This window comes from Flavobacterium sp. (genome assembly GCF_049240005.1).
Taxonomy (GTDB): domain Bacteria; phylum Bacteroidota; class Bacteroidia; order Flavobacteriales; family Flavobacteriaceae; genus Flavobacterium.
The window spans coordinates 26,457-52,128 of sequence record NZ_JBMLTK010000103.1 but is presented as its reverse complement, the minus strand read 5'-3'; the positions used below and the strand labels follow the sequence as shown (position 1 = coordinate 52,128).

At 41.1% G+C, this 25,672-nt stretch carries 23 protein-coding genes; 14 read left to right on the top strand and 9 right to left on the bottom strand.

All coding sequences use genetic code 11. From position 1 onward, the window contains the following. Entirely contained in the window at positions 1-1,338 is a 1,338-nt protein-coding gene (gene nhaA / locus ACOVQQ_RS10840) for a Na+/H+ antiporter NhaA (protein WP_421818211.1), read from the bottom strand. Positions 1,339-1,422: 84 nt separating this feature from the next. Here nhaA and ACOVQQ_RS10835 point away from each other — a divergent pair, with 84 nt between their 5' ends. From ACOVQQ_RS10835 to ACOVQQ_RS10820, 4 genes are all read left to right on the top strand, one after another. Next, positions 1,423-1,968, top strand: a complete 546-nt coding sequence (locus ACOVQQ_RS10835) for a DUF6155 family protein (RefSeq protein ID WP_421818210.1) — start codon at positions 1,423-1,425, stop codon at positions 1,966-1,968. Positions 1,969-2,154: 186 nt separating this feature from the next. Further along, the gene (locus tag ACOVQQ_RS10830; RefSeq protein ID WP_421818218.1) at positions 2,155-3,696 is read left to right on the top strand and encodes a DEAD/DEAH box helicase; all 1,542 of its coding nucleotides are present in this window, start codon (positions 2,155-2,157) and stop codon (positions 3,694-3,696) included. Positions 3,697-3,809: 113 nt separating this feature from the next. After that, a complete protein-coding gene (locus ACOVQQ_RS10825) occupies positions 3,810-5,729 on the top strand; it encodes a DUF294 nucleotidyltransferase-like domain-containing protein (protein ID WP_421818209.1) in 1,920 nt (639 codons plus the stop codon). Positions 5,730-5,731: 2 nt separating this feature from the next. Then, positions 5,732-6,328: a 3'-5' exonuclease gene (locus ACOVQQ_RS10820; protein WP_421818208.1), complete on the top strand. Its 597-nt coding sequence runs from the start codon at positions 5,732-5,734 to the stop codon at positions 6,326-6,328. Here the strand turns inward: ACOVQQ_RS10820 and ACOVQQ_RS10815 are convergent. Genes ACOVQQ_RS10815 through acs form a run of 8 tightly spaced genes read right to left on the bottom strand, consistent with a single transcriptional unit; the run spans position 6,306 to position 13,658 of the window. After that, a complete protein-coding gene (locus ACOVQQ_RS10815) occupies positions 6,306-6,863 on the bottom strand; it encodes a 4'-phosphopantetheinyl transferase family protein (RefSeq protein WP_421818207.1) in 558 nt (185 codons plus the stop codon). The two genes, ACOVQQ_RS10820 and ACOVQQ_RS10815, sit on opposite strands and share 23 nt — an antisense overlap. After that, positions 6,860-7,114: an acyl carrier protein gene (locus ACOVQQ_RS10810; protein ID WP_421818206.1), complete on the bottom strand. Its 255-nt coding sequence runs from the start codon at positions 7,112-7,114 to the stop codon at positions 6,860-6,862. The genes ACOVQQ_RS10815 and ACOVQQ_RS10810 overlap by 4 nt, the downstream gene beginning before the upstream one ends. Further along, positions 7,101-8,381, bottom strand: coding sequence for a beta-ketoacyl-[acyl-carrier-protein] synthase family protein (locus ACOVQQ_RS10805; RefSeq protein ID WP_421818205.1), 1,281 nt, complete (start codon positions 8,379-8,381; stop codon positions 7,101-7,103). Before ACOVQQ_RS10805 ends, ACOVQQ_RS10810 begins: the two co-directional genes overlap by 14 nt. Next, positions 8,374-8,826, bottom strand: coding sequence for a 3-hydroxyacyl-ACP dehydratase FabZ family protein (locus ACOVQQ_RS10800; protein ID WP_421818204.1), 453 nt, complete (start codon positions 8,824-8,826; stop codon positions 8,374-8,376). The genes ACOVQQ_RS10805 and ACOVQQ_RS10800 overlap by 8 nt, the downstream gene beginning before the upstream one ends. Position 8,827: 1 nt before the next feature. Further along, the gene (locus tag ACOVQQ_RS10795) at positions 8,828-9,880 is read right to left on the bottom strand and encodes a type III polyketide synthase (RefSeq protein ID WP_421818203.1); all 1,053 of its coding nucleotides are present in this window, start codon (positions 9,878-9,880) and stop codon (positions 8,828-8,830) included. Next, positions 9,877-10,575 carry a methyltransferase domain-containing protein gene (locus tag ACOVQQ_RS10790; protein WP_421818202.1) on the bottom strand — a complete coding sequence of 233 codons (699 nt, stop codon included), beginning with the start codon at positions 10,573-10,575 and terminating at the stop codon, positions 9,877-9,879. Before ACOVQQ_RS10790 ends, ACOVQQ_RS10795 begins: the two co-directional genes overlap by 4 nt. Beyond that, positions 10,572-11,693, bottom strand: a complete 1,122-nt coding sequence (locus ACOVQQ_RS10785) for an NAD(P)/FAD-dependent oxidoreductase (RefSeq protein WP_421818201.1) — start codon at positions 11,691-11,693, stop codon at positions 10,572-10,574. Before ACOVQQ_RS10785 ends, ACOVQQ_RS10790 begins: the two co-directional genes overlap by 4 nt. A gap of 57 nt (positions 11,694-11,750) precedes the next feature. Then, positions 11,751-13,658 (bottom strand): acetate--CoA ligase, encoded by a 1,908-nt coding sequence (gene acs / locus ACOVQQ_RS10780; protein ID WP_421818200.1) that lies wholly within the window; start codon positions 13,656-13,658, stop codon positions 11,751-11,753. 128 nt (positions 13,659-13,786) lie between these two features. Here acs and ACOVQQ_RS10775 point away from each other — a divergent pair, with 128 nt between their 5' ends. From ACOVQQ_RS10775 to ACOVQQ_RS10730, 10 genes are all read left to right on the top strand, one after another. Then, on the top strand, positions 13,787-14,392 hold the full coding sequence (locus ACOVQQ_RS10775) for a flavin reductase family protein (protein WP_094486565.1): 606 nt from the start codon (positions 13,787-13,789) through the stop codon (positions 14,390-14,392). Then, positions 14,389-16,638: an FAD-dependent monooxygenase gene (locus ACOVQQ_RS10770; RefSeq protein WP_421818199.1), complete on the top strand. Its 2,250-nt coding sequence runs from the start codon at positions 14,389-14,391 to the stop codon at positions 16,636-16,638. The genes ACOVQQ_RS10775 and ACOVQQ_RS10770 overlap by 4 nt, the downstream gene beginning before the upstream one ends. Further along, positions 16,635-18,224 (top strand): AMP-binding protein, encoded by a 1,590-nt coding sequence (locus tag ACOVQQ_RS10765; RefSeq protein WP_421818198.1) that lies wholly within the window; start codon positions 16,635-16,637, stop codon positions 18,222-18,224. Before ACOVQQ_RS10770 ends, ACOVQQ_RS10765 begins: the two co-directional genes overlap by 4 nt. After that, entirely contained in the window at positions 18,221-18,637 is a 417-nt protein-coding gene (locus ACOVQQ_RS10760) for an acyl-CoA thioesterase (protein ID WP_421818197.1), read from the top strand. The genes ACOVQQ_RS10765 and ACOVQQ_RS10760 overlap by 4 nt, the downstream gene beginning before the upstream one ends. Next, on the top strand, positions 18,634-19,593 hold the full coding sequence (locus ACOVQQ_RS10755) for a carbon-nitrogen hydrolase family protein (protein WP_421818196.1): 960 nt from the start codon (positions 18,634-18,636) through the stop codon (positions 19,591-19,593). The genes ACOVQQ_RS10760 and ACOVQQ_RS10755 overlap by 4 nt, the downstream gene beginning before the upstream one ends. Positions 19,594-19,828: 235 nt before the next feature. After that, the gene (locus tag ACOVQQ_RS10750) at positions 19,829-20,908 is read left to right on the top strand and encodes a cupin domain-containing protein (protein ID WP_421818195.1); all 1,080 of its coding nucleotides are present in this window, start codon (positions 19,829-19,831) and stop codon (positions 20,906-20,908) included. Positions 20,909-20,918: 10 nt separating this feature from the next. After that, the gene (locus ACOVQQ_RS10745; RefSeq protein ID WP_421818194.1) at positions 20,919-21,821 is read left to right on the top strand and encodes a fumarylacetoacetate hydrolase family protein; all 903 of its coding nucleotides are present in this window, start codon (positions 20,919-20,921) and stop codon (positions 21,819-21,821) included. Further along, positions 21,821-22,579, top strand: coding sequence for a maleate cis-trans isomerase family protein (locus tag ACOVQQ_RS10740; protein WP_421818193.1), 759 nt, complete (start codon positions 21,821-21,823; stop codon positions 22,577-22,579). Before ACOVQQ_RS10745 ends, ACOVQQ_RS10740 begins: the two co-directional genes overlap by 1 nt. A 91-nt stretch (positions 22,580-22,670) precedes the next feature. Next, entirely contained in the window at positions 22,671-22,826 is a 156-nt protein-coding gene (locus ACOVQQ_RS10735; protein ID WP_165764487.1) for a hypothetical protein, read from the top strand. 99 nt (positions 22,827-22,925) lie between these two features. Further along, positions 22,926-24,947: a tetratricopeptide repeat protein gene (locus tag ACOVQQ_RS10730; protein WP_421818192.1), complete on the top strand. Its 2,022-nt coding sequence runs from the start codon at positions 22,926-22,928 to the stop codon at positions 24,945-24,947. The last annotated feature ends 725 nt before the right edge of the window (positions 24,948-25,672 follow it).

Here is a 25,672-nt window from a genome sequence, read left to right as displayed (position 1 = left end):
TTATTCAACAATTAAATTAGACTTATTTTTAGAGAGAAGCAGGTAGCCTAAACTTCCACCAAGTAAAGAAGCTGCAAAAATGCCGACTTTGGCTTCTGTGATCAGTTGTGCATCTGTGAAGGCCAGTTCGGTTACGAAAAGCGACATCGTAAAACCAATGGCGGCTAAAAAAGAAACGCCAAAAAGCTGAAATAATGAGACACCAACAGGCAGTTGAACCCATTTCAAACGGAGTAGGAGGTAAGAGGTTAAAAACACACCGATGACCTTTCCTAGAACTAAGCCCAATGCCACGCCTAACGCCACATTTGAAAGCAATTGTTCAACTATATTTCCCGAAAAAGTAACACCTGCATTCGCAAAAGCGAAGATGGGTAAAATGACAAAAGCAACAACTGGATGCAGTTGATGTTCTAATTTTTGCGAAGGTGTTAATGCCGCATCAATATTTCGATTCATGCGTTCCAATAAATGTAGTTGCTCCGCGGTAAGCGTTGGAAATTCATTACCTTCTGCTGTCTCAAAATCACTCAGGTCGTCTTTCATTTTCGAAGCAAACTCGGTTTCTTCAATTTTAGTTCGCGACGGAATAGTAAAGGCAATTAAAACCGCGGCAATCGTAGCGTGAACACCCGACAACAAAAAGGATAGCCACACTCCTGAAACTCCTATAATGCCGTAAAAAGCGGTATTTCGAACGCCTAAACGGTTTGCTAAAAGCAAGACTAACAGAAAAAGTGCACCCACGCCCAAATTAGTCAATTCGATTTCAGAAGTGTAGAAAAACGCAATTACGAGTACAGCTCCAAGATCGTCGGCAATGGCTAATGCGGCAAGAAACACCTTTAACGAATCGGGAATACGATCGCCTAAGAAGTAGATAATACCCAAAGCAAAAGCAATGTCGGTTGCCATGGGAATTCCCCAGCCCGAAACAGCTTGCGGATTATCATGATTGAAAACTAAGAAAATAGCCGCTGGAACCAACATGCCGCCAATAGCTGCAAAAATCGGGAGTGCCGCTTTTTTTATTTCGGATAGCTCGCCGGCAACGATTTCTCTCTTAAGTTCCAATCCAACGACAAAGAAAAAAATGGCCATCAAACCATCATTTATCCAATGATGCAAGTCTTTTTCCAAATATAATTGTCCGTCGAACGAAAATCCAAACTTTTGCTTCCAGAAGTGATGGTACCAATCGGCATAATTGCTATTGGCTATAAAAACGGCGGCTAGCGTAGCTACAAGTAAAAACAAACTTCCCGCTGTCGATTTACTCACAAAATTGGCGACAGGTTTAAGGAATTTGCGTTGTACTTTTTGCTTTAATTTTTCCACTAGCTAAATTTTCCTCAAAAATATAGAATAGGTATCAGCAATCCTTCAATTTTCACGATATATTTGGAATTTAGAAACGTTGCTATGAGTAAAAGAGCTTTGAAAAAGTACATTTCCGAAATGCCAAGGGAACCGTTGGAGGACTTGGTAACTTTGTTGTACGACAAGTTCAAACCGGTAAAAGTGTATTTCGATTTTGTATTTGCTCCTCAAACACAAAAAATGGTCGATGCCGCGAAAGTTAAAATCGAAGCCGAGTATTTTCCAAAGACTTTAAAGCGTGCGAAGCTCCGCCGAACGGTTGCCAATAACTTCATCAAACACTTTATTTCGCTGGAAATGGCGCCGGAAAAAATCATTGAATTGATGTTTTTTAATATTCAGCTACAGCTCAAATACAGCCGAAAACGCTACATCCGCCACGAAAACTTCTACAAAGGAACCTACGCCAATTTTGTGCAATTGATTAAGTTCTCAATACAACACGGATTTTATGCCGACAATCAACGGGAAATTGCACAAATCATCCAAGATGTTGAAATACAAAATTGGCCGAATGCTGCAAATTTCGCCGACATTCACACAGAATTACTTTCAAAAAGCGAATTTCAAAAATTATTAGATCAGTAACGACTTTTAGAGCTTTAGAACTAAAGTCGGCAATTCTTGATTAAGGCCAGTATTTACTTGGGCAAATCGGCTATTCCTCAAGGGCATTTTACAAATTGTTTAAGATGTTTTAGATTATTATCATAAAGTTAATCTACAGCCCAAAAAAAGGAAGTAAATTTGCAAAATTTCAATTTTCGCAGTTTGATAGAACAACCCATAATAGAAGTAGAGGCAGAGGAGCGGAGAACGTTGTACGGCTATCAGCGTGAGGATATTGATCGCATTTTTGAGCGGATGGAGCAAACAAAGCCCAACTATCATTTGCTGTATCAACTTCCTACAGGCGGTGGAAAAACTGTGATTTTTTCTGAAATCGTACGCAGGTATATCGAGAAAGTCGACAAAAAAGTTGTGGTTCTTACGCACCGAATCGAATTGTGTAAACAAACCTCAAAAATGTTGCGCGATTTCGGCGTAAGCAATAAGGTCATTAACAGTAAAATAAAGGAACTTCCGGATCAAAAAGACTACAAATGTTTTGTTGCTATGGTCGAAACCTTGAAAAATCGTATCAACGACGCTGTTCTTCAATTAGATAACATTGGTCTCGTTATTATCGATGAAGCGCATTACAACTCGTTTCGCAAATTGTTAAGTTCTTTTCCACAGTCGTTTATTCTCGGTGTTACAGCAACTCCATTGAGTTCGAACATTAAGTTACCGATGAATCAGAACTACGACGAACTAATCGTAGGTGATACCATTGCGAATTTGATTGATAAAGGCTATCTGGCCAAAGCAATAACATACTCATACGATGTGGGTTTAACGAGTTTGAAGGTTGGAATTAACGGCGATTATACCGTAAAATCGAGCGATGATCTCTACACGAATCTAGCCATGCAAGAAAAATTGTTGCATGCTTATATGGAAAAATCTTTGGGGAAGAAAACGCTCATTTTTAACAACGGTATTAGTACGTCGTTGTATGTATTAGAGACGTTTAAGAATGCGAAATTACCTATTAAACACCTGGATAATACCACAAATACAGCAGATCGGAAAGCAATTTTAAAATGGTTTAAGAATACACCGGATGCTATTTTAACTTCTGTTGGAATTTTAACGACAGGTTTCGACGAGCCAACGGTTGAAACGGTAATTTTAAATCGCGCGACGAAATCGTTAACGCTTTATTTTCAAATGATTGGCCGCGGATCGCGACGATTGCCAGGGAAAGATTCGTTTACGGTTATCGATTTGGGAAATAATGCTGCACGATTCGGACTCTGGAGCGCGCCTGTAAACTGGCAACACATTTTTAAATCGCCCGAATACTATTTGGAAAATTTACGTGAAGACGCTGAAATTGAGTCGAATTTTGTTTACGAAATGCCGCCAGAAGTAGCGAAACATTTTTCAAAGTCGAAAATTGAACCTTTTGATGTCGAAAAAGAATTTGCTGAAACTGTACGCTTTAATCGGAAAGCAAAAACAGTTCTCGACTTGTCGATGGCGCAACACGCAAAGATGTGCGTTGAAAATGCCGACACAGCTTATGAAGCTAAAAAGCTCTCGAAATTACTGCGCGAAGAAATTGGTTATCGGGTAAAGAAATATACGATGTGCTTGAGCAATGTCAGTAAGAATTATCGCGAATGGCTTACAGAAAATTATAAAGAAAAGCTTGAATTAGAGATTAGTAAATTATTTAGGTTGAAGATATTAGAATCTATAGACGATTGATTTTATTATAAATCAAATTGAACTATAATTTATATTATGTAAAATAGAAAAATTGTAAAGAAAGCTTTCTATCACCCATATTCAGATCTTTTTCGCTTATATTTACGAGTGTTATGAAAAATACTTTAGCCGAAAGATTAGCCACGTTTCTTGCCGCCTATCAACCCTTCAGCGAAATTCCGTTCGAAGAATTGGTTCCCGTGGCCGCGACCTTGCAAATTCGTACACTAGAGAAAAATCAGATTTTATTTAAAGTCGACGATCCGCTGCATCCGTTCTTTTACATCGTTGCCAGCGGCGCCATAAATCTTTCTGTTGTTGCCGACGCTGAAGAAACCCTATTAAATCGCTGCGAAACCGGAGAAATTCTGGGATTACGACCGTTTTTTGCGAAGAATAACTATATGATGACGGCTAAAGCCCGTGAAGAAAGCATAGTTTACGGCATTCCGATCGACACCTTTCGTCCGCTGTTACTAACCAATAGTAAGGTTCTAGATTTTCTACTTCAGAGTTTTGCCTCTACCGCTCCGCGAAATTCGCTGAGCACTATGGGCAAAAGCGGACTTGTTAACGACACGGTTCGTGGTCCGGAGGGTTCTACGGAATTACAGTATTTCCAATCACTTTCGTACGACAAAAAACCGCTGTTCGTTCAAGCTTCGGATACCGTACAAGTGGTTGCGCAGCAAATGACTGACAATCTGAAACAAAGCGCTGTTATTTTACATAATAATATGCTCTTAGGTGTAGTTACTGAACACGATTTAAGTTCAAAAATTGCTACCGGACGCTTGCCGCTAACGGCTGCTTGTCAGTTAATTGCCTCAAAAAATTACGTTTTTGTCCCTGAAAATACGTCGCTAGCCGAAGCACAGTTGTCTATCATTCGCCATAATGCACCACTCCTATTAGTTTCTGCCGATGGTACGGAAACGACAGCAATTACAGGAGTTATTCATCTTTCGGATCTCATTTCCGCGCAAGCGAATAACCCGGGATTATTAATTAAAGAGATCAAAAAAGCACTGAGCGTTTCAGAATTGAAAGATTTACGCGAAAAAATGACCGATTTCATTCAACTAGCAATCGAGAAAAAGGTTCCGCTTTCGCACATTTGCGCTATTACGGGCGAAGTAAATATGGCGTTGATAAAGCGTTGCATCGATCTAGCGATTTTGGATTACGGCTCCCCTCCTTGCCGATTCGCATTCTTATCAACAGGCAGTCAAGGACGTAAAGAACAGTTGTTGAAGACCGATCAAGATCATTTTTTGGTTTATGAAGATGTGGCAATAGATCGAGTTACTGCCGTGCGTGAGTACTTTTTACGTTTGTCAAAACGAACAACACAGTTTCTTTCAGATATCGGCTACAGCGAATGTCCGAATAAGCACATGGCCAACAATCTCAATTGGTGCAAATCGTTTTCCGATTGGATACAGCAATACAGCGACTGGACTTCGAAGCCTGGTTTGAAAAATCAGGAGAATCCAGGAATTTTCTTTGATTTTGAACTTGCTGCTGGTGAAGCAAAAATTGAAGAAAGCTTGTGGGAACATGTCATGTCGGTTGTTCCGAAAAACAAAAAATTCTTGGCTTATTTGGCTAACGAAGCGATCAAACGTCCGCCAGCACTTGGATTTTTCTCTAAATTTAATTTAGAAGAAGACGGAGAATACAAAGATTTGTTTGACATTAAAAACAGAGCGATTCTCACTTACGTGGAAATTGCACGAGTTATCGCTTTAAGTCGCGAAATCAAAGGAAGTACAAATACGTACAGTCGTTTTAAGCAATTGGCGATGCTTGAGCCGAAGCATGCCGACGTATATCAAGTGGCTTCGGAAGCATTTTTGATGTTGTTGAAAATTAGAACTAACGAAGGTTACAAATCGGGTTCCGACGCCGCGTACATTGCCACCGATGAGCTTTCTAAATCGGATCGCGAACGGCTGAAAAGTGCCATTCTTCCTTTAAAAGAACTAGAAGAAATCGTAAAAAGTAAGTTTCAACTGACCTTTTTCTCGTAATTATGCTGGACTGGATTAAAATAGCAAACAAAAATTATCCCGACTTCTGGAAAGTCTACCTTTCGCGTATCGAACAAAAACCGGAACGTGCAGTTGCGTTACGACTACAAACTACCGGAAACGATCCTCATAAAGATGTCATTTTAGCGATTAGTGCAGTAGGTATGCAACAGAATCACATAAATGCCGGCGATGTTTTTGAAGTCGTTCTTTTACAATACGTTTTTAACCACGACAACGGATTGTCGAACGAATTTATCATTGAAAGTAAAGTCGAGAAAATGCTGGAACCGCAAGCCATCGAACAATTCATTAATTATCTCGGAAATGCGGTTATTGTTGGGCATCAGGTGAATTTTGACATCGAAATCATTAACACGGTTCTTGAAAAACTAAATTGCGGACGTTTGCGTAATGAAGCGCTCGACGTAGATATTATGTACAAAAAGTACAAGGACATTTCATCAGACAAGACCTTTGCCATCGAGGAAATCGAAAAACAATTAAAACTTCCCGATTCAGACAAAGAATCGACTACCGACAAAGCTTTTGCCTTGGCGCTGATTTACCAAAAACTCAAGCATAAATTAAAGCTGTAGCGTCCAGGTTTGCGATATCTGCTTTGAAAAGTGCATACGCCTTATATGCACCATGCGAACTTTTTGAAACTGGAAATTGTTGTTTGATATTTCTCGCTTGAAGATAAGGTATCCCATTGTTATCTTTCTTAAAATCAGTAAGCTGTAATATTTCCTTTAAATCGGATACAGTTGTGATATCCGTTAAAAGAGCTTGTGAACTGGCACAAACGGTATCAATCTTCACTTGATTCATCGTTGTCCTTGCAAAGAATTTCTTGTTGCGAAACAAAATCAAAGGCAATAACATTCCCGACGTATCAATTTGGTTTTCAATTTGATGCGGACAAAAACTGTGAATGTAATGCAATCGCTGAAAAGCTTTATAGCAGGCCTCTTTTCTGGTCCATATCAACCAAAATGTTTGCCACGGATTTTCGGATTCTCGAATGTATCGTTGCTCGGCCACCGTACAAATTTTATCCAAGCGTCGTTGTTGAAGGACGATACTTTCGCTTAGCGCGAATTGCAAATCAATGATATCATTTCCAATCATTTACGAGAAATTGCGTCTTCAATTACCGCGATCGTATTGGCTACATTCGTCATTTTCTCCATGGCCGAATTATCGATTGTAATGCCAAAAGCATCTTCTACATCCAAAACCACATCTACCAAAGTGGCTGAATCAATTTTTAAATCTTTTATGAAATCGGTTTCCATCGAAACGTGCTCCATTGCAGCACTTTCCTGAGAATACGGTCGAATAATTTCGGTGAGTTTTGCTAAAATTTCAGTTTGCGTCATTTAAATATTTTTTGAGAATCAAACAAGCATTTACATCTCCAAAACCAAAACTTGCCTTGGCAATAACATCTAATTTGTGCAGTTTTTTGGTCGGATGAATGCATTCCACTGCAATTCGATTGCTAATTTCGGGATGAATATCTTCTGAATTTACGTTTGGATGTAAAAACTGCTCTTTCAATTGCAACACTGCAGCTACTGTTTCTATGGCACCACTTGCGGCCAATGTATGTCCGATAAGTCCTTTTGTGGCTTGGATTTGAGGAAAATCTGCTCCAGACCTTTGTAAAGCCTGCGACCAGTTTTCAATTTCGGTGCTGTCTTTTATGGTGGCTGTTAGATGTCCGTTTATCAAGTCAATTTCAGATGCCGAAACACCGGCGTGAATAAGCGCTTGCTGAATGCATCGAATCACAGCAACCGAATTTGGCGCAGTCATGCTTCCGCCGTTTCGTTGACCGCCACTGTTTACGTGTCCGCCTAAAATCTCTCCATAAATCGGCGCGTTTCTTTCCAAAGCCACGTCTAAGGCTTCTAAAACCAAGGCGCCGGCTCCCGCTGCTGGAACAAAACCGGAAGCTGTACCCGAAAGCGGTCGCGAACCTTTTTCCGGCTCATCGTTATGTTTAAACGTACAAACACGCATCGCATCAAAGCCTCCCCAAATGTACGGGCCGCTATCACTGCTGCTTCCTGCCAAAATACGATCGGCTTTTCCAGTGGCAATCCGTTCCGCGGCAGCGAGAATACTTTCAGTTCCCGTAGCACAAGCACTTGAATTCGAGGTGTTACAATTTCCCAAGCCAAGCTTCCCTCCTACGTACGCACTTACGGCGCTACTCATGGTTTGAATTACCGCCGAGCTTCCCAATCTTCGCGTTTGAAGTGCATCGATTTGAAGAATGCTTTCGCGGAATTTACCGACACCCAAACTTCCGTTTCCGAAAATAATTCCGCTTTCCCAACGCGGATGCGCCGTTTCTAATGACAAACCGGCGTCTTTCCAAGCTTCTAACGATGCCAAAACACCGTAAACAAAGCCCGTTGATTGCAGATTTCTGCGTTCAACTTCAGAAAAAACAGATTCGAGTAAAGCTATTTCGATTTTTGGCGTACCTGAAATGCGACATGAAAATTGAAGAGCTTCCAGCTCCGGATCGAACGAAATTCCGCAGACACCCGTTCGTAAGGCATCGCTAAAATTCTGTATTCCAACAGCATTTGGAGCAACAACGCCTAATCCGGTTATAACTACTCTCCTATTCATTTGGATTAAAATCGGTTAACATACCGGAAATACTTCCTCTCGCTAAAACATCGCCACTTTCATTGAACAAAGAAACATCGCACTTTAATTTATCAAATCTAAAATATACTTTCTTTGATTTTACGGTGAGTTTATCTCCTGGGAAACTGGGCTTTAAAAAGTTAATTTCAGTTGAAGTAAGTACGCATATCTTGTTGTTATATAATGCATTATGATTTATATAAATTCCTAGACAAACTACTCCTATTTGTGCCATGATTTCGGTATGAATAACACCGGGCGTAATCGGAAAATCTTTAAAATGTCCTTGATAGAAATAGGCATCTTCGGGCAATCGGTAATTTCCGGTGATTTCATTTTCGGTTACCGACGTTATTTCATCAACAAACAAAAACGGTTGTCGGTACGGCAGCTGGGCCAGAATATAGGTGTTTGCATTCATCATTTTAAAATTCGATTAGTAGGCGTTGCGCGGTAAAACCTGGACCAAAACTCAGCATCAAACCAAGTTCGCCCGACTTTGGTTTCGATTTTAAAACTTCTTCCAAAACAAATAGAACCGTTGCGCTCGACATGTTTCCATAGCGCGATAACACCGACTTTGTTGCGTTTAGATTCTTTCCTAAATCACCAAAAAGCGCTTCGACCGTTTGAATGATTTTCTTCCCACCTGGATGAAAAATAAGGTGATCAATCTGATCGATAGTGCGTTTGTTCTTTTCTAAAAATGGGTGTATGATGTTCGGAAAATGCTCGGCAATCGTATCTGGGACTTCCACATCTAAAACCATTTTCAGACCGCCTTCAACCAAATCAAATCCCATCATGTGTTCTTTGTCAAAGAAGTGATACATTTCGTGGCTCAGTATTTTAGGATGTGTAACTTCTTCACTTTCAGAAAGTAAAACACAGGCAGCACCATCGCCAAAAATGGCCGCGCTAACCATATTTGCCATGCTAAAATCGTCGAGTTGAAACGTTGCCGAAGGACTTTCGAATGCCACAATTGCTGCCTTTTTACCTGGGTTTGCTTTGAGAAAATGAGTTGCATAAATCAATGCACTCACGCCTGCTACACAACCCATTTCGGTTACGGGAAGCCGCACAACATCTTGCTTTAGTCCAACTTTATTAATTAAATACGCATCCAAAGATGGAATCATAATTCCAGTGCAGCTTACAGTAATAATGTAATCGAGTTCCTCGGGATTCCAATTTGCTTGTTGTAAAGCTTCTTCAAGGACGCGTGTTCCGAGTGTTATTGCAGCTTCTTTGTAGATACGGTTCTTTTGGGCGAAAGTACCGGCAGTAAATACTGAAACCGGATCCATAATGGCATAGCGTTGATCGACCAGAGCGCTTTCAAATATTTTTACCACTTTACGAATAAAGCGGTCGTCTTGGCCGTGCAGCCACTCTTCCAAAAAAGGAATGATTTCGGCGGTTTTCCTCGTAGATTCGGGAACTGCGGTAGCAACGGCATTTATTTGTACACTCATGTCTTATAGATAATCCATTGGTAGCGGTACGCCCATTTCCAACAAATGCTGAATTTAGTGAAATTTAGTTGCATAGCATAACGCAAAAAATCAGCTTTTTTAAACCCCCGTAAAATCGAAACTAAACCATCGTACCTCGACATACATTTTAACCGAAAAGCTATCGCCAAAGCTGTAAACAGATAATAAGCTTGTTTAGACCGATGTAAATCATTGATTACCAGTCCAATATTTGCTTTCTCGTAATATTTTCGAAGCACCTCAAGCAACAATTCGTCTTCAAAATGATGCAAGGTTAATGTGCAAATTACAATATCGATGGGTTCATCGGGGACTACCTGTAGAAAATCGGAACAGCTATAGCGAATCGAACTATCAGATAGTTTTATTGCATGATTTATGGTGGCCTGATTCCCGTCGATTCCCGTTAGACGAACATTTAAGTTACGTTTCTCAGCCCAGATTTTTATGGTTCTGAGCATGTCGCCGTTTCCGCAACCTAAATCAACAATATGTACTTCCTTTCGATTTTTATCCCGAAGAAGTTGTTCAATTCCGTTAATTGTAACCCGATTCCCTCCTAAAATTCGATTGATCCAAGCAATATTATCGAGTGCGTCTGTCAGCTCCGAACCTTTCAAATTCATATCGTCCATGATTTCCGGTTCTGTAGAGCGCGTTCGAGTACTTATCATGTGGATTCTTGTTTGCCGTGCGTTTGTTTGATAACGAATTTCAACAACTGCGGGTATCTCACGAAGATAGGGAACAATTTGTCGGCAATGACTTGATTTTGCAAAACTTTAGAGATTTGTCGGCCCATCCACAATCGACCTGAAAACGCCTTGTTCCAAGCTTTTTTATACATTTTCTCGACACGTATTCGATTTATTTTTGTGGGTTCGGGATATTTTGTCAGTATTTCCGAAATCAAACGCGCACTATTTATGGCCATTGCCATTCCGTTTCCACATAGCGGATGTATCAAACCGGCAGAATCGCCAATCATTAAGATATGTTTTTCTGATTTGGTTTTCTTTTCAAAAGAAATTCCGCTGATGGCAATTGGTTTTTCAAAAGTGGAAGTGCTTTTTTCGAAGATTTCTCGAAGCAGTGCATTCTTAAAAAGGACGTTCTTAATTAATTCGGATATGGTTTTGTTTTGCTCGAGCAACTCTTGTTTGGCAAGAAAGCAAATATTTATTTCGTTGTTTTCGATTTTAGAAACGCCGCAGTAACCGCCGGTAAAGTGGTATAATCCAACGATGTTTTCGGGGAAATCGCCTTTGTAGTGTGCTTTGACCGCAATCCAATCTGCATTTTTATAAGTGTGCTTTCGCTGAAATTGAACATCGACAACACTTTTCTTTCCCAAAGCGTTTAATACGTAATCGGCTGTTAGTGTCTGATCACCGCGAATTCTGACATTGAATACATTTTCATGGAAGCTGATGTTGTCTACTTTTTCAAAGATAAAGTCGACGCCAATAGCTTTCGCGCGTTGGTACAGCAGTGAATCGAGGGCAAATCGACTGATTCCCAGACCTCCAAGTGGCAATGTACACTCCAATTGCTTACCATTTTCCAACACAAATCGCAGTGTGTCAAGATTTTTCGGTTGCAAAGACAAAACATCTACACCTATTTGCCGCAAGTAGGAAACTACTTCATTAGACAAATATTCGCCACACATTTTGTGATGCGGATACTTATTTTTTTCGATGACCGTAACATTAAAACCATTCATACGCAGGTGAATCGCGACAGTTAAACCGGCTAATCCGCCTCCCGCGATCACAATTTTTGGTTTCATTTCGTTTGAGGGTCTTCCCTACTGCATTACGTGGGATTATGTTACAGCATGTAAGGTTTACAACTTTCCTTTTTTAATTTCGTCGACAACTTCTGGATTGAGTAAGGTTGTGATATCTCCAAAATCAGCGTCGTTATTTTCGGCGATTTTTCTAAGAATTCGTCGCATTATCTTTCCAGATCGCGTTTTGGGTAATCCACTTACAAACTGAATTTTATCCAATTTCGCAATCGGTCCGATCTGACTTGCAACTACTTGATTGATTTCATTGCGCAAGTTGTCGTGATTACGGGTCATTCCTTCTTCTTTCAAAATAACAAAGCCGTAAAGCGCGTTTCCTTTGATGTCGTGTGGGAAGCCAACAATGGCACTTTCTGCAACAGCTGGATGTTCGTTTATGGCGTCTTCAATTGGCGCAGTTCCTAAATTATGTCCGGAAACAATTACGACATCGTCAACGCGTCCGGTAATTCGGTAATAACCTACTTCGTCGCGCAGTGCACCGTCACCGGTGAAGTATTTTCCAGGAAATGTAGAGAAATATGTTTTCTTATATCGTTCGTGATCGCCCCAAATGGTTCGTGCAATGGCAGGCCAAGGGAATTTTATGCATAAGCTTCCCACAACCTGATTTCCATCGATTTCATTACGCTTTTCGTCCATCAATACCGGCTGGATTCCCGGCAACGGCAAAGTCGCATAAGTTGGTTTTGTAGGCGTAACGAAGGCAATAGGCGAAATCATGATGCCACCCGTTTCCGTTTGCCACCAGGTATCGACAAGCGGACAGCGTTTACCTCCTACATGATCGTTAAACCAGTGCCAAGCTTCTTCATTAATAGGTTCACCAACCGAACCAATCACTTTCAATGACGAAAGCGGGAACTTTTGCACATAATCCAAGCTCTCTTTAGCAAGCGATCGAATCGCTGTTGGTGCTGTATAAAACTGCGTAATTTTATGTTTTTCAATTACTTGCCAAAATCTACTCGGATCTGGAAACGTCGGAATTCCTTCAAACATCACCGTAGTTGCACCATTTAATAACGGTCCGTACAAAATGTAAGAATGTCCGGTTATCCAACCTAAATCTGCCGTACACCAGAAGATATCGTTCTCTTCATAATTAAAAATGTTCTTAAAAGTATAAGCCGTGTAAACCATGTAACCTGCGGTGGTATGTACCATTCCTTTAGGTTTTCCGGTGCTTCCACTGGTGTAGAGAATGAAAAGCGGATCTTCACTGTCCATGATTTCTGCCACGTGATTGTCGGATGCATGAACCCACAAATCGTCTAGCCAAATATCGCGACCGTCGGTCATGTTTACCGAAGTATCTGTGCGCTTTGCCACGATTACGCGTTCTACGGTATCGTTTGATTTCAAAGCTTCGTCGACAATTTCTTTCAGATTAATGGTTTTGTTTCCACGGAAACCGCCGTCGCTGGTAACAACTAGTTTACAACCCGCATCGTTTATTCGGGCGGCGAGTGCAGCCGAGGAAAATCCGGCGAAAACTACCGAGTGGATGGCACCGATTCGCGCGCAAGCTAAAGTAGCTACCGCCAATTCCGGAATCATAGGCATGTATATGCAAACACGATCGCCTTTTTTCACACCTAAATCTTTGTAGATATTTGCCATTTTACAAACCCGCGAATGCAATTCGTTGTAAGAAATGTGCTGTGCTTCCTCGTCGGGATTATTCGGTTCAAAGAGAATAGCCGTTTTTGTACCACGCTTCGCTAAATGACGGTCGATACAATTTTTTACAATATTTAATTTGCCGTCAACAAACCATTTTACATCGGCTTCAGCCATATTAAAATCAACCACCTTTTCCCAATTTTGGTACCAAACAAAGTGCTCTTCAGCAATTTTCCCCCAAAATTTTCGCGGTTCGCGGATCGACTTATTATAATGTTTAAAGTATTGTTCTAGGTTTTCAATCTTGTAGTAACTCATGGCTTAAAATTCGTGTAGTTCAAATCTAATAACTTTTATTCGTTAACAAGTAAAAAATCACAAACGAGTGTTCACGAAATCGTTTGCAAAAGCTATTTTTTATTTAATTTGTGGAAAAACAATCCAAAATGATAATCAAACCGGAAGAACTCGATTTCAAATCGGTTTATAAGTTGCTCACCGGACTTGTAATTCCCAGACCTATTGGTTGGGTAGCCACTGTAAGCGAAGACGGCGTGCACAATTTAGCTCCTTTTTCATTTTTCAATGCCGTGAGTGCCGATCCTCCTACGCTTATGTTTTCGGCATCTAACAGTCCGAATGCCAATAAAGATACTTCTCGAAATGCCCTTCAAACCGGCGAGTTTGTCGTTAATATGGTCACCGAAAATTTAGTTGAACAGATGAACGATACAGCAGCACCGATTCCTTCCCACGAAAGTGAGTTTGATTATGCGAAGATCGCGTATGCAGAAAGTACCGTAGTGAAACCGCGTCGTGTGGCAAATGCACCGATTTCGTTTGAATGTAAGGTTATTCATCATCATCACATCGACGGACAACGCGGTGGAAGTATGATGATTCTCGGAGAAATCGTGATGATTCATATAAACGATCAAATTGTGGATGAGAACTATCACACCGATTTAGAAGTTTACCAGCCAATTTCGCGTTTAGCGGGAGCTTTTTATGCACGCTTAGGCGATCAATTTGTTTTAAAACGCGCACAATGAAAATAGCAGTAATTGGCGGTGGTCCAGGCGGATTATACTTCTCGATTTTACTCAAAAAACAACAACCTACGTTCGAAATTTCGGTTTTTGAACAAAATAAAGCCGATGATAGCTTTGGTTTTGGTGTTGTTTTTTCAGATGAAACACTAAGTGAATTTCTTCAAAAAGATCAAAAATCATACGATTTAATAAAGAATTCGTTTGCTTATTGGGACGATCTCGACGTGGTTCTCAACGGGAAATCGGTTCGAATTTCTGGAAACGGATTTTGCGGCTGTTCGCGAAAAACTCTACTGAAACTTTTACAACAACGAGCTTTAGAAGAAGGTGTTACGTTACATTTCGAAACTAGTATAGAACCCGACACCGCCGTTTTAGCATACGATTTGATTGTTGCAGCCGACGGAATTGGCAGTAAGTTTAGAACGCAATTCTCCGAGACATTCAAAACTGAGGTTACTTTGCATTCGAACCGATTTGTTTGGATGGGTTCTACAAAACCTTTAGATGCATTTGCCTATTTTTTTAGAACTACCGTACACGGTGCTATAGTAGCACACGCTTACCAGTACGAAGCCGGAAAAAGTACGTGGATTTTCGAATGTTCGGAAACAACATGGAAAAACGCCGGATTCGAAAATCTCGACGAAGCGCAAACGGTAGCGGTTTTACAGGATTTATTTTCTGAAGAACTCGACGGACACGGCTTACTCACAAATAAATCTATTTGGCGTCAGTTTCCCGAAGTTCACAATCAAAATTGGCATCACAACAACATCGTTTTGCTCGGCGATTCGAAAGCTACCGCACATTTTTCCATTGGTTCGGGTACCAAATTAGCCATGGAATCGGCTATTGCTTTGGCAGAAGCGGTTCAGACACATCAAACAAATTTGCCTGAAGTTTACGCACAATACGAACAAAATCGGCGTAAGCGTGTAGAAGCTATTCAACATGCAGCAGTAGTTTCATTGAAGTGGTTTGAATCGATGGATTTACAAGTGAAAAAGCCGTTTGAAGCATTTGCTATGGCGGTAATGACACGTGCTAAAAAAGTAACCTACGAAAACTTGCGCATTCGCGATCGTAAATTCACTGATTTTGTAGCGCAGGCGTTTGCGGAGAAAAATGTCGCGTCGATTGACAGTCCGGCTTTTCAACCCTTGAAAATAAACGGCTGTACGTTGTCAAATCGTATTGCCATGAGCGCTATGGGGCAATATTGCTCAGAAAACGGATTACCAAACGATTGGCATTTTCAGCACTATACCTCGCGCGCACTTCAAGGACTTGGTTTAATCATTACCGAGGCAACTGCGGTCAGTGCAGGTTCGAGAATTGCTGAGACTTGCACGGGTATTTACAATTCCGAACAGCAAGAATCGTGGCAAAAAATCAATAGTTTCATACACGAAAATTCGGACACTAAAATCTGGATTCAGTTGGCGCATGCGGGTCGGAAATCGGTCATTGAACCCGTTGGACCTTCCGCGATTCCCTTCCATGAAAATGGAAAAACACCGGAAATTTTATATGAAAGCGATCTAGAACGCATCACAAACGATTTTGTTGCTGCCGCAGAACGAGCTGTTTCCGCTGGTTTTGACGGTATCGAAATTCAGATGCATCACGGATTTTTGCTCGGCAGTTTTATTTCACCTTTGACAAATCTTCGAAACGACGATTACGGAGGAAACATAGAAAACCGTATGCGATTTCCGATTCATGTTTTGAAAGCAATTCGAACAGTTGTGGCAAGAGACTTTCCTATTTCTGTGCGAATTTCGGCAACCGATTGGCATTCCAAAGGCGTTTCAAAATCTGATATTCAAACTTTTGTTTCAACTTTGAAAGAAAATGGTGCGGATATCATCAATGTTTCGACAGGCAATACGCATGCGCAACAGCAAGTAAAAGTTACGCCCATGTGGCAAGTTCCTTACAGCGATGAAATTCGAAATGCTTCTAATGTAAAGACAATAACAGCAGGTGAAATAACGGATATCGATCAGATTAATACCATTTTACTTGCCGAGAAAGCCGATTTGATTGCCTTAGGAAAGCCACTTTTATTGAATCCCGGATTTGTAATGAAAGCTGCTGCCTATGAAGGTGTTACTTTGAATAAGATTCCAAAAGCTTATCAAAGATCGTGGGATTCTCTACTCAAAACAACGCAGTTTGAACGCATGCAACTCGAACGTATGAAACAAGCTTTAAAACCAAAATCACATAAACCACAATGATGATTGCCGACCGTTTTGCATACGATGGATTACCGGAAGCGAATCGCTTAGCAAATAATCCGTTTGTGGAATTTCCCCGTTTTAAAGGAAATTGCACAACTTTGTTTTTGGAAAAGAATATTGAAACAGGTTATGGAGATAACATTGCTTTAATTTCTGAAAATCATTCAATTACTTATTTTGAATTACTTGAATTAGTTAATCAGGCAGCTCACGAATTAACTAAACGATACGGAATTCAAGCCGGAAATCGCGTATTGCTTCGCGGATACAACAGCGCAGCTTTTGCTGTGTATTGGTTAGCGATTGCGCGAATTGGCGCTATAGCTGTTGCAACTATGCCACTTTTGCGGAAGAAGGAATTAGAAGTGATCGCAGAAATGGCAGCTGTGAACTTAATGATTTGCGAAGATGAGTTAGCCTCAGAACTCGATTCGATTTCAAAAATTGAAAAGACAAAACTCCTTTTATTTAATCGTACTGACTTCCATCTTTCTTTAAAGAAAAACAATTTCAGCACCGATTTCCAGACTTTTATTGCCCATGAGGAACTGCTGGTCTTGATAGGTTTTACTTCAGGAACTACGGGAAAACCAAAAATGACTGCCCATTATCACAGTGATGTAGCTGCTATTTGCGAAGGGTTTCCGAAATATTCGTTGAAACCAAAGAAAGGAGAGATTTTCGCTGGGAGTCCGCCGCTAGGTTTTACCTTCGGATTAGGCGGCTTGTTGCTGTTTCCTTTGTATTATGGAGCTACTTCCCTACTCATTCCAAAACCTGCTCCAGAAGTTTTGCTACAAGCTATTGAAAAACAAGGTATTACAACTTGTTTTACTGCGCCCACCGCTTGGCGTGTCATGTGTGAAAAGGCAGCCGATTACAACATCGACACCTTAAAATATTGCGTTTCGGCAGGTGAAGCATTGCCCGCTAAAGTGGCAAAAGATTGGGAAGAAGCTACGGGAATTCCGATTTTGGATGGTATTGGCGCTACGGAAATGCTGCATATTTTCATCGGATCTTCACATGAAAAACGGAAAATCGGTTTCACGGGAGTACCGGTACCGGGTTACGAAGCGACATTATTCGACGACTTTGGCAATGAAATACAGGAGATTAATAAAGCAGGTCGACTAGCCGTTCGTGGAATTACGGGTTGCAAATATCTTTTTAACGCCGAAAAACAAGACGCCTACGTACAAAACGGCTGGAATTTTACAGGCGATATTTACCAAAAAGACGCTGATGGCTTCTTTCAATTTGTGGCACGTGGCGACGATATGATCATTTCATCGGGCTATAACATCGCAGCAATCGAGGTAGAACAAGTACTTTTGGAACACGAGTTAGTTAAAGAATGTGCTGTGGTAGGAAAACCCGACGAAAACAGAGGTATGCTCGTTGCTGCTTATGTTGTTTTGCACGAATCGGTTTCTGGAAACGACGAACTCAAAATACAAATACAAAATTGGTTTAAAGAACATGCTGCTCCGTACAAATATCCGAGATATATTGAATTTGTAGCGACACTTCCAAAAACGGAAACAGGAAAAATTCAACGATTTAAACTTCGAACGTCATGAAATCTTTTATAAAAACAGAGGAAATTCGTTTCAGGCATTGCGATTACGCCGGAATTGTGTTCTATCCACGCTATTTTGAAATGCTCAATGATTTAGTAGAAGATTTCTTTGCCGAAGTTTTAGAACGTCCGTTTTCCAAAATACACGAAACCAACGGTATTCCAACAGTACAACTGCAAACGCGTTTTTCGGCGCCCGCGCGTATTGGCGATAGGATAACCAAAAAACTGAACGTACAAAAAATAGGTTCTTCTTCGGTTGTATTTAAATTTTCCTTTACAGGAGCGCATGATCAAGAAATTTTGTCCGGCGAAGCAACACTAGTGAATGTGCGTTTAGCAACAGCAACCGAAGCTATGAAATCGGAACCCTTTGATACAAAAACCATTGAACTTTTAAATCAATACATATGAGTTTAGAACTTCCGAAATTTAAAGCAGCAGTTGTACAAGCATCGCCTGTTTTCCTAAATGCCGAAAAAACGGTTGATAAAGTGCTCGACATCATGCGTGAAGTGGCGCGGAACGGTGCTCAACTGGTGGCATTCCCCGAAGTTTTTATCTGTGCATATCCGTATTGGAATTGGATACTCACACCCGTTCAAGGAAGCAAATGGTTTGAACTCTTGTATAAATCGTCATTAACGGCTGATGATGTTCTTATACAGAAAATCCAAAAAACAGCAAAGGAACTTGATTTGACGGTTGTTATTGGCATGAACGAACGCGGAACAAGCTTTGGCGAACTGTACAATACGAATTTGATAATCGACAACACCGGCGAGATCGTTGGAAAGCACCGAAAGTTAGTTCCCACCTGGGCGGAAAAACTTACATGGACTTCTGGCGATGGTTCTTCATTGCGCGTATATCCAACAAAAACGGGAAATATTGGAACTTTAGCTTGTGGAGAAAATACCAATACTTTGGCGCGATTTACTTTGTTGGCACAAGACGAAAACGTACACATTGCTAATTACATTTCTTTGCCTGTGGCGCCTCCTGATTATGATATGGCCGATGCTATTAAGATTCGAGCGGCTGCACATTCGTTTGAAGGGAAGCTATTTACGTTAGTTTCGTGTTCAACCATCGGTGCCGACGCAGTTAAGATGTTGGAAGCCGATTGTCCGAATGCTGCCGAATTGTTAAGTCGCGAGCACGCTGCTTTTTCTGGAATTATCGGTCCGACGGGAGTTCCGATTTCCGAACCGTTAATCGACCAGGAAGGAATTGTTTACGGAGATATCGACTTAAGTAAATGTATCCAACCCAAGCAAATGCACGATATTTTAGGACATTACAATCGTTTCGATATTTTTGAACTCCGTGTGAATACAGCGAAAACTAAGAGAATAACGTTTCTTTAACCTGATAGTTCGGCCGACTTTTAATTAGTTTAAAAGAAGCTCGTATGATTGACAATTCTACCACACCTTTACTTTCAATTACAAATAGCTAAATGATGGTGCTATTCAGTGGAAAAGAACATTTTCTTGTGTATCACATGCAACAGCAAAATTGGAATGCCATAAACGAATCAATTTTAGAATAATTTTCGAGCTACTTTGAGTTTAATAATTTAATACTTTTGAATACCACCAAATGAATAATAATCACTCAGACGACCAACTAGGAAGAGCGCGAGTTAAATCTTCGCCTGAACTCGAAGCCTATTACAAAGAACTAGAAGGCTTGGGTGCTGGTGCTTTATGGACCGTTGCCAACGACATTGAACCTTGGGAACCCCGCTCCTACTCCGTTCCTATGTTATGGAAGTACGAAGAACTGCGCGATCTAGCTTTAAAAAGTGCCGAATTGGTTACACCCGAACAAGCAGGTCGACGCGTAGTTTATCTCGTTAACGACAATCGAAAAGCGGTAAGTGCAGCTGTTGGTTGGTTGTACACAGGTATTCAAGTTACAAAACCCGGCGAAAGTACTTCGGCACACCGTCACAAAGCTTCGGCACTGCGTTTTATTATGGAAGGAAAAGGCGGCTACACGGTTGTCGACGGACATAAAATAACCTTTGAAGTAAACGATTTTGTAATCACTCCAAACAGCACCTGGCACGAACACGGCGTTGCCGAAGATGGTGAAACCTGTGTTTGGCAAGACGGCTTAGATATTCCGCTAGTAAATGCTTTGGAAGCGAATGATTATGCGGTTTACGACGGAAAACAAGAATTAAAGTATCCTGTTAATTATTCCGTTTTAAATTACGGAAATTCAGGATTTTACCCTACTCATGAAAATTGGAATAAGCCGTATTCGCCGTTGTTTAAATTTGAATGGAAAAAAGTTTATCCGGCTTTAGTAGAGGCAGCAAAAGTTAATCCGATTGATGCGTACGACGGTGTAAAAATGCGTTACAGCAACCCGATTACAGGTGGACACGTTATGCAAACCATGGGAGCTTCCATGCAATTACTTCCTGCTGGATTTTCTGGCAAGCGTCACCGACACACGGGTTCGTTTGTTTATCAAGTGGCGAAAGGCTCCGGATATTCGATTATCGCGGGAAAGCGTTTTGATTGGAAAACCCGCGATATATTTTGCGTGCCGTCTTGGGCGTGGCACGAACATCACAATGCATCGGATACTGAAGATGCCTGTTTATTCTCCTTCAACGATTTACCAGTTATCGAATCACTAGGTTTGTACCAAGAACAAGCCGATTAAAAATTACATTATGAAATTAAATAGTTTCCTTTTTCACGAACGTGAAACCTTGGGCGTTGTTTTGGGCGATTTTGTGGTTAATACACGCCTGTTGAACGCACATTATCCAGAAATTCCTGTAACGATGCTTGAACTAATCAATCGCGGACAAGCAGCGAAAGATCAGCTACAATTGCGTATTAATCGTTTGAAAGAAGGAGAATTTGTTCAAGTAAGTCATAAGCTTTCTGAAATCCAGTTGCTGGCTCCGATTCCAAAACCAAGGAAGAATATTTTTGGTATCGGATTAAATTACACCGAACACGTAGCCGAAAGTGCGCGAACACTCGATACTTCAAACGAATTGCCGCAACAGCCCGTCATTTTTTCTAAGCCACCAACTACAGTTACCGCACATCAAACCGAGGTTCTATTAAATCGAAAAATTACGAATCAGCTGGATTGGGAAGTCGAATTAGCGGTTGTAATTGGAACTGGCGGAAAGAATATCCCTAAAGAAACTGCACATAATCACATTTTTGGTTACACTATTATTAACGATATCTCAGCACGCGATTGTCGACGTGCCGGACAATGGATTGTTTCAAAAGGTCAAGACACTTTTGCGCCTATGGGGCCTGCTCTACTTACTGCCGATGAAATTTCAGATCCGCAGGATTTAGACTTACGACTTACCGTAAACGGCATTGAAAAACAGAATAGCAATACCAAGTTTATGCTTTTCAGTATTGCCGATTTAATTTCAGATTTAAGTACCGTTTTTACTTTGGAGCCTGGCGACATTATTGCAACAGGAACTCCTGCTGGCGTTGGTGCCGGACGAAATCCGCAGGAATGGCTGAAAGACGGCGACCTTATTGAAGCCAGCGTGGAACGATTGGGAACGCTTGTAAATCACGTAAAAGAAATTTAATGAGTTCAAAAAAAACATACCGTATTGGCCAGATCGTACCTTCGTCGAATGTGACGATGGAAACCGAAATCCCAGCTATCTTCAGAGCTAGAGAAAGCATTTTACCCGAACGCTTTACGTTTCATTCGAGTAGAATGCGTATGAAAAAAGTTACCAAAGAGGAACTAGAAGCCATGGATGCCATGAGCTTGAAATGCGCGGTCGAATTGTCAGATGCACGAGTAGACGTAATGGGCTATGCCTGTTTAGTGGCCATTATGAGTATGGGAAATGGGTATCATTGCGTTTCCGAGAAAAATCTTCATGCCGAAACTGTGGCCAACGGTGCGCCAACGCCAATAATTACGAGCGCAGGCGCATTAGTTAGCGGCTTACAAACCTTGAAAGCAAAAAAAATCAGTATCATCACGCCGTACATGCGTCCGTTAACCGATTTAGTAGTTGGTTATTTAGAACATCAAGGATTTACCGTAATCGATTCCATTGCTTTGGAGATTCCCGATAATTTGGAAGTTGCCGCGCAAAATCCCATGAATTTATTGGAAATATCCGAACGTTTAAATATCGCTGGAGCCGATGTGGTGGTAGCATCTGCCTGTGTGCAAATGCCTTCTCTAGCTGCTATCGATCCGCTACAGCAAAAAATCGGATTGCCCGTTACCAGCGCAGCGGTTTCAACTACCTATGAAATGATGAAAGCACTCGGTATTGAACGAAAATCAACTTTAGGAGGCGAACTTCTTTCCGGTAAGTACTAAAACTCACATTGAATTTATTCGCAATAGAATAACATTCGCGTAAAGCACATTTCATAAGAGCTGCCGAACTTTACTAAAAAGATTAGCTGCTATGAATCCATTGTCTTACGCCGAAGTAAATTCTGATTTAGAAAACATCATCGCCATAAACAACAGCGACGATTACGATGATAATTTATTTGATTTCGACTTCGACTACGATCCAAACGACATGTATTTCGAATTGATGGATCAGTCAGATCTATAATTTCATTTCAGGTTGTGAGCGAGAAGTCGGTTTATTGTATTTTCTAAGAAATTTCTTCTTAAAATTGTTTACTATTGCTTCAAATTGAAGTACATAGTCATGCGTCTTCTCTATCTCACGTTAATTGCGCTAACACAAATAAGCTTTTCTCAAGAAATTGAAAGCAGTACACCGTCTTTAAAGAAAATCGACAGTTTAAAAGCGGTGTTGCGACAAGCAAAGAATTCCAAAAACGACCGGCTCGCGTATATTTTGGCCGAAGACTACCGTTACATAAACGCCGATAGTGCAACACATTACGCACTTCTGGCTGAAAAATTGGCGGGGAAAAATCCCAAAAAGCGCAGTAAGATTTACCAACTATTGGCAAGCATAAAGCGTATTTCTGCCGATTATACTAGCTCAGAGAACTACTTCAAACGCGCCATCGAGCAGGCGAAAATAGCCAAAGATGTTCCTCAAGAAATTGCCGTACTAAACGATTACGGCATCATGCTCGAAAATCGGAGTCAGTACACCGAAGCACTCGATTTATACCTAAAAGCCTTACGACTCAGCGAAAAGCAAAACGATTTAATCGGAGCAGCAAATGCGCAACTTAACATCGGATTTGTGTACTTGAGTCAGGATGAAATCGACGAAGCGTACAATTGGTTTAAAAAGTCGCTCGCCAGCAGCATAAAAGCCAAGTACAAAAAGGGCGAAGCTTGGAACTACAGCAATATTGCTATCGTGCTCGACCGAAAAGGACAATACGAAGAATCGCGAAAATACTATTGGAAAGGAGCGGCCTTCATTGATAAAGAAAAGAACAAACGCGAGTATTCACGGATTTACTTCAATGTGGCCAACACGTATAAATCCGAGCGTCGCCATAAAGAAGCCACCTTCTATTTTTTGAAATCACTCGAATTAAAACGCTTGTTTAACGATCCGTTTGATTTAGCATCAACCTTAGCAAAGTTAAGCGTTTCATGCCGGCAAACCGGAGATTACACCAAAGCAGTCGCCTACGCAGAAGAATCGCTTGTCATGGCACGAAAAGCTGAATCGGCCGATTTGGAAATCAGTTCGTTAATGGCACTTTCCGAAGCGTACGAAGCTGTGGGCGATTACAAAAAAGCACTTTCGTACGAAAAACAAGTTCCGGATTTAATGGACGATTTGTACAATGAAGAAAAGCTTGAAAAGCGCACCGAAATGATTGAAAAGTACGAGTCGGAAAACAAAGCCCAAGAAAACAAATTACTGAAGCAAAAAGCCGCCTTAGCCACGGCTACGCTCCACAAAAAAAATCTAACCATCGTAACATTTTCCCTAGTTATTGCCTTGGTGCTGGTCGTCCTTTTGTCGGTGTATCTCCAATCGCGCAAAAAAGGGAAACTGAATGCCTTACTCGTACAACAGAAAAAGGAGATCGAAACTAAAAATTCGTTGCTGGAAGAAGCTGTTTTCGAGAAAAATAATCTGATGAATATCGTTGCGCACGATTTGCGAGCGCCTCTCGATAAGGTAAAAGGATTGAGCGATTTGCTGCGAGATGCAGACACCGATCCGGAAACACAGCAACAGTGCTTGGATTTAATTACTGTTGTAACCGACCAAGGACGCCGTCTTATCGACGATCTGTTATGTCTGAGTAAGGCCGAATCGACCGATTTCGTTGTGGAAAAAACTGAAGTTTCTGCTCGACCATTTTTGGAAAATTTAGCCAAAACTTATCAAATGTCGGCGCAGGAAAAGGGAATCACATTGCTTTGCGAAGCGATTGAAACCACTTTTTATACAGACACCGACAAGCTACAACGCATTTTAGATAATCTGATTTCCAATGCTTTAAAGTTCTCACCAAAGGAAAAGCGCGTCTGGATTCGCTTTTCAGAAAGCGACGATGCATGGATTTTCTCAGTTCGCGATGAAGGACCGGGAATTAGTGATACCGATCAAACGAAGTTATTTCGCAAATTTCAGAAACTAACTGCCCGCCCAACCAACGGCGAAGCGTCGACAGGTTTAGGTCTAGCGATCGTAAAACAACTGGCGGAGCGCCTAAATGGCAGCATCGAAGTATCGAGCACCTTAGGCGAAGGAACCACTTTTTCTCTGATTTTAAATAAGTAGTATTTTTTCCTGGAAAGCAAGTTTTTTGTACGATCGGAAGTAAAAATATTACCATTGCTTGCAGCGCTTTATCGGTGGGTGTACGATTGTATTAAAATGTGTGTTCTGGTACTTTTTATTTGGGCAGCATTTCCGGCTTTCGGCTGTATCTTTTAATTCCGCTTCGCTCCATCAAAAGGATGCCACCTCTATCCGGGCTGCGAAAATCGTTACCTTCAACTGCAATACCGATTTTGACTAGATCGCCACTTCACGTATCTTTTTTGGGAAGGAAGTCCCGATAGCTATCGGGATTGCGACATTCACCACTTGACGTATTATTTTGCCCGCCCGAACCCGCGTATCGTCGGAGCTTGAGCCTGTCGAAGGCTGATTTTTAGAAGATAGAAAATAGTCCCGATGGCAATCGGGATAGAAGCTAGTTCCGATAGCTATCGGAATTGATGAATTCACCACTTTACGTTTCATTTTACCTCCCGAACCCGCGTATCGTCGCAGCCTGAGCTTGTCGAAGGCTGGTGCGATTTTTTGGTGGCTTGACACGTTCTGTGTTTTCCTCAACGGTAACCCTATTGCGCAATATTCTGTGAGGTTCAGTGTTTTCTGTGCGCTTAAAATTCTGGTACGTGAGCAGGTCGATGGCAAACTTGGTGTACATTGTGAAAAACTTCGTGGAACATTGTGCTCCTAAAATCTTTTCATCTCGAAATTTCGAAATCTCAAAA

Coding starts and splice junctions, on each gene's coding strand:
- ACOVQQ_RS10835 (WP_421818210.1), top strand. CDS start 1,423: ATGAGTAAAAGAGCTTTGAAAAAGTACATTTCCGAAATGCCAAGGGAA.
- ACOVQQ_RS10825 (WP_421818209.1), top strand. CDS start 3,810: ATGAAAAATACTTTAGCCGAAAGATTAGCCACGTTTCTTGCCGCCTAT.
- ACOVQQ_RS10820 (WP_421818208.1), top strand. CDS start 5,732: ATGCTGGACTGGATTAAAATAGCAAACAAAAATTATCCCGACTTCTGG.
- ACOVQQ_RS10815 (WP_421818207.1), bottom strand. CDS start 6,863: ATGATTGGAAATGATATCATTGATTTGCAATTCGCGCTAAGCGAAAGT.
- ACOVQQ_RS10810 (WP_421818206.1), bottom strand. CDS start 7,114: ATGACGCAAACTGAAATTTTAGCAAAACTCACCGAAATTATTCGACCG.
- ACOVQQ_RS10805 (WP_421818205.1), bottom strand. CDS start 8,381: ATGAATAGGAGAGTAGTTATAACCGGATTAGGCGTTGTTGCTCCAAAT.
- ACOVQQ_RS10800 (WP_421818204.1), bottom strand. CDS start 8,826: ATGATGAATGCAAACACCTATATTCTGGCCCAGCTGCCGTACCGACAA.
- ACOVQQ_RS10795 (WP_421818203.1), bottom strand. CDS start 9,880: ATGAGTGTACAAATAAATGCCGTTGCTACCGCAGTTCCCGAATCTACG.
- ACOVQQ_RS10790 (WP_421818202.1), bottom strand. CDS start 10,575: ATGATAAGTACTCGAACGCGCTCTACAGAACCGGAAATCATGGACGAT.
- ACOVQQ_RS10785 (WP_421818201.1), bottom strand. CDS start 11,693: ATGAAACCAAAAATTGTGATCGCGGGAGGCGGATTAGCCGGTTTAACT.
- acs (WP_421818200.1), bottom strand. CDS start 13,658: ATGAGTTACTACAAGATTGAAAACCTAGAACAATACTTTAAACATTAT.
- ACOVQQ_RS10775 (WP_094486565.1), top strand. CDS start 13,787: ATGATAATCAAACCGGAAGAACTCGATTTCAAATCGGTTTATAAGTTG.
- ACOVQQ_RS10770 (WP_421818199.1), top strand. CDS start 14,389: ATGAAAATAGCAGTAATTGGCGGTGGTCCAGGCGGATTATACTTCTCG.
- ACOVQQ_RS10765 (WP_421818198.1), top strand. CDS start 16,635: ATGATGATTGCCGACCGTTTTGCATACGATGGATTACCGGAAGCGAAT.
- ACOVQQ_RS10760 (WP_421818197.1), top strand. CDS start 18,221: ATGAAATCTTTTATAAAAACAGAGGAAATTCGTTTCAGGCATTGCGAT.
- ACOVQQ_RS10755 (WP_421818196.1), top strand. CDS start 18,634: ATGAGTTTAGAACTTCCGAAATTTAAAGCAGCAGTTGTACAAGCATCG.
- ACOVQQ_RS10750 (WP_421818195.1), top strand. CDS start 19,829: ATGAATAATAATCACTCAGACGACCAACTAGGAAGAGCGCGAGTTAAA.
- ACOVQQ_RS10745 (WP_421818194.1), top strand. CDS start 20,919: ATGAAATTAAATAGTTTCCTTTTTCACGAACGTGAAACCTTGGGCGTT.
- ACOVQQ_RS10740 (WP_421818193.1), top strand. CDS start 21,821: ATGAGTTCAAAAAAAACATACCGTATTGGCCAGATCGTACCTTCGTCG.
- ACOVQQ_RS10735 (WP_165764487.1), top strand. CDS start 22,671: ATGAATCCATTGTCTTACGCCGAAGTAAATTCTGATTTAGAAAACATC.
- ACOVQQ_RS10730 (WP_421818192.1), top strand. CDS start 22,926: ATGCGTCTTCTCTATCTCACGTTAATTGCGCTAACACAAATAAGCTTT.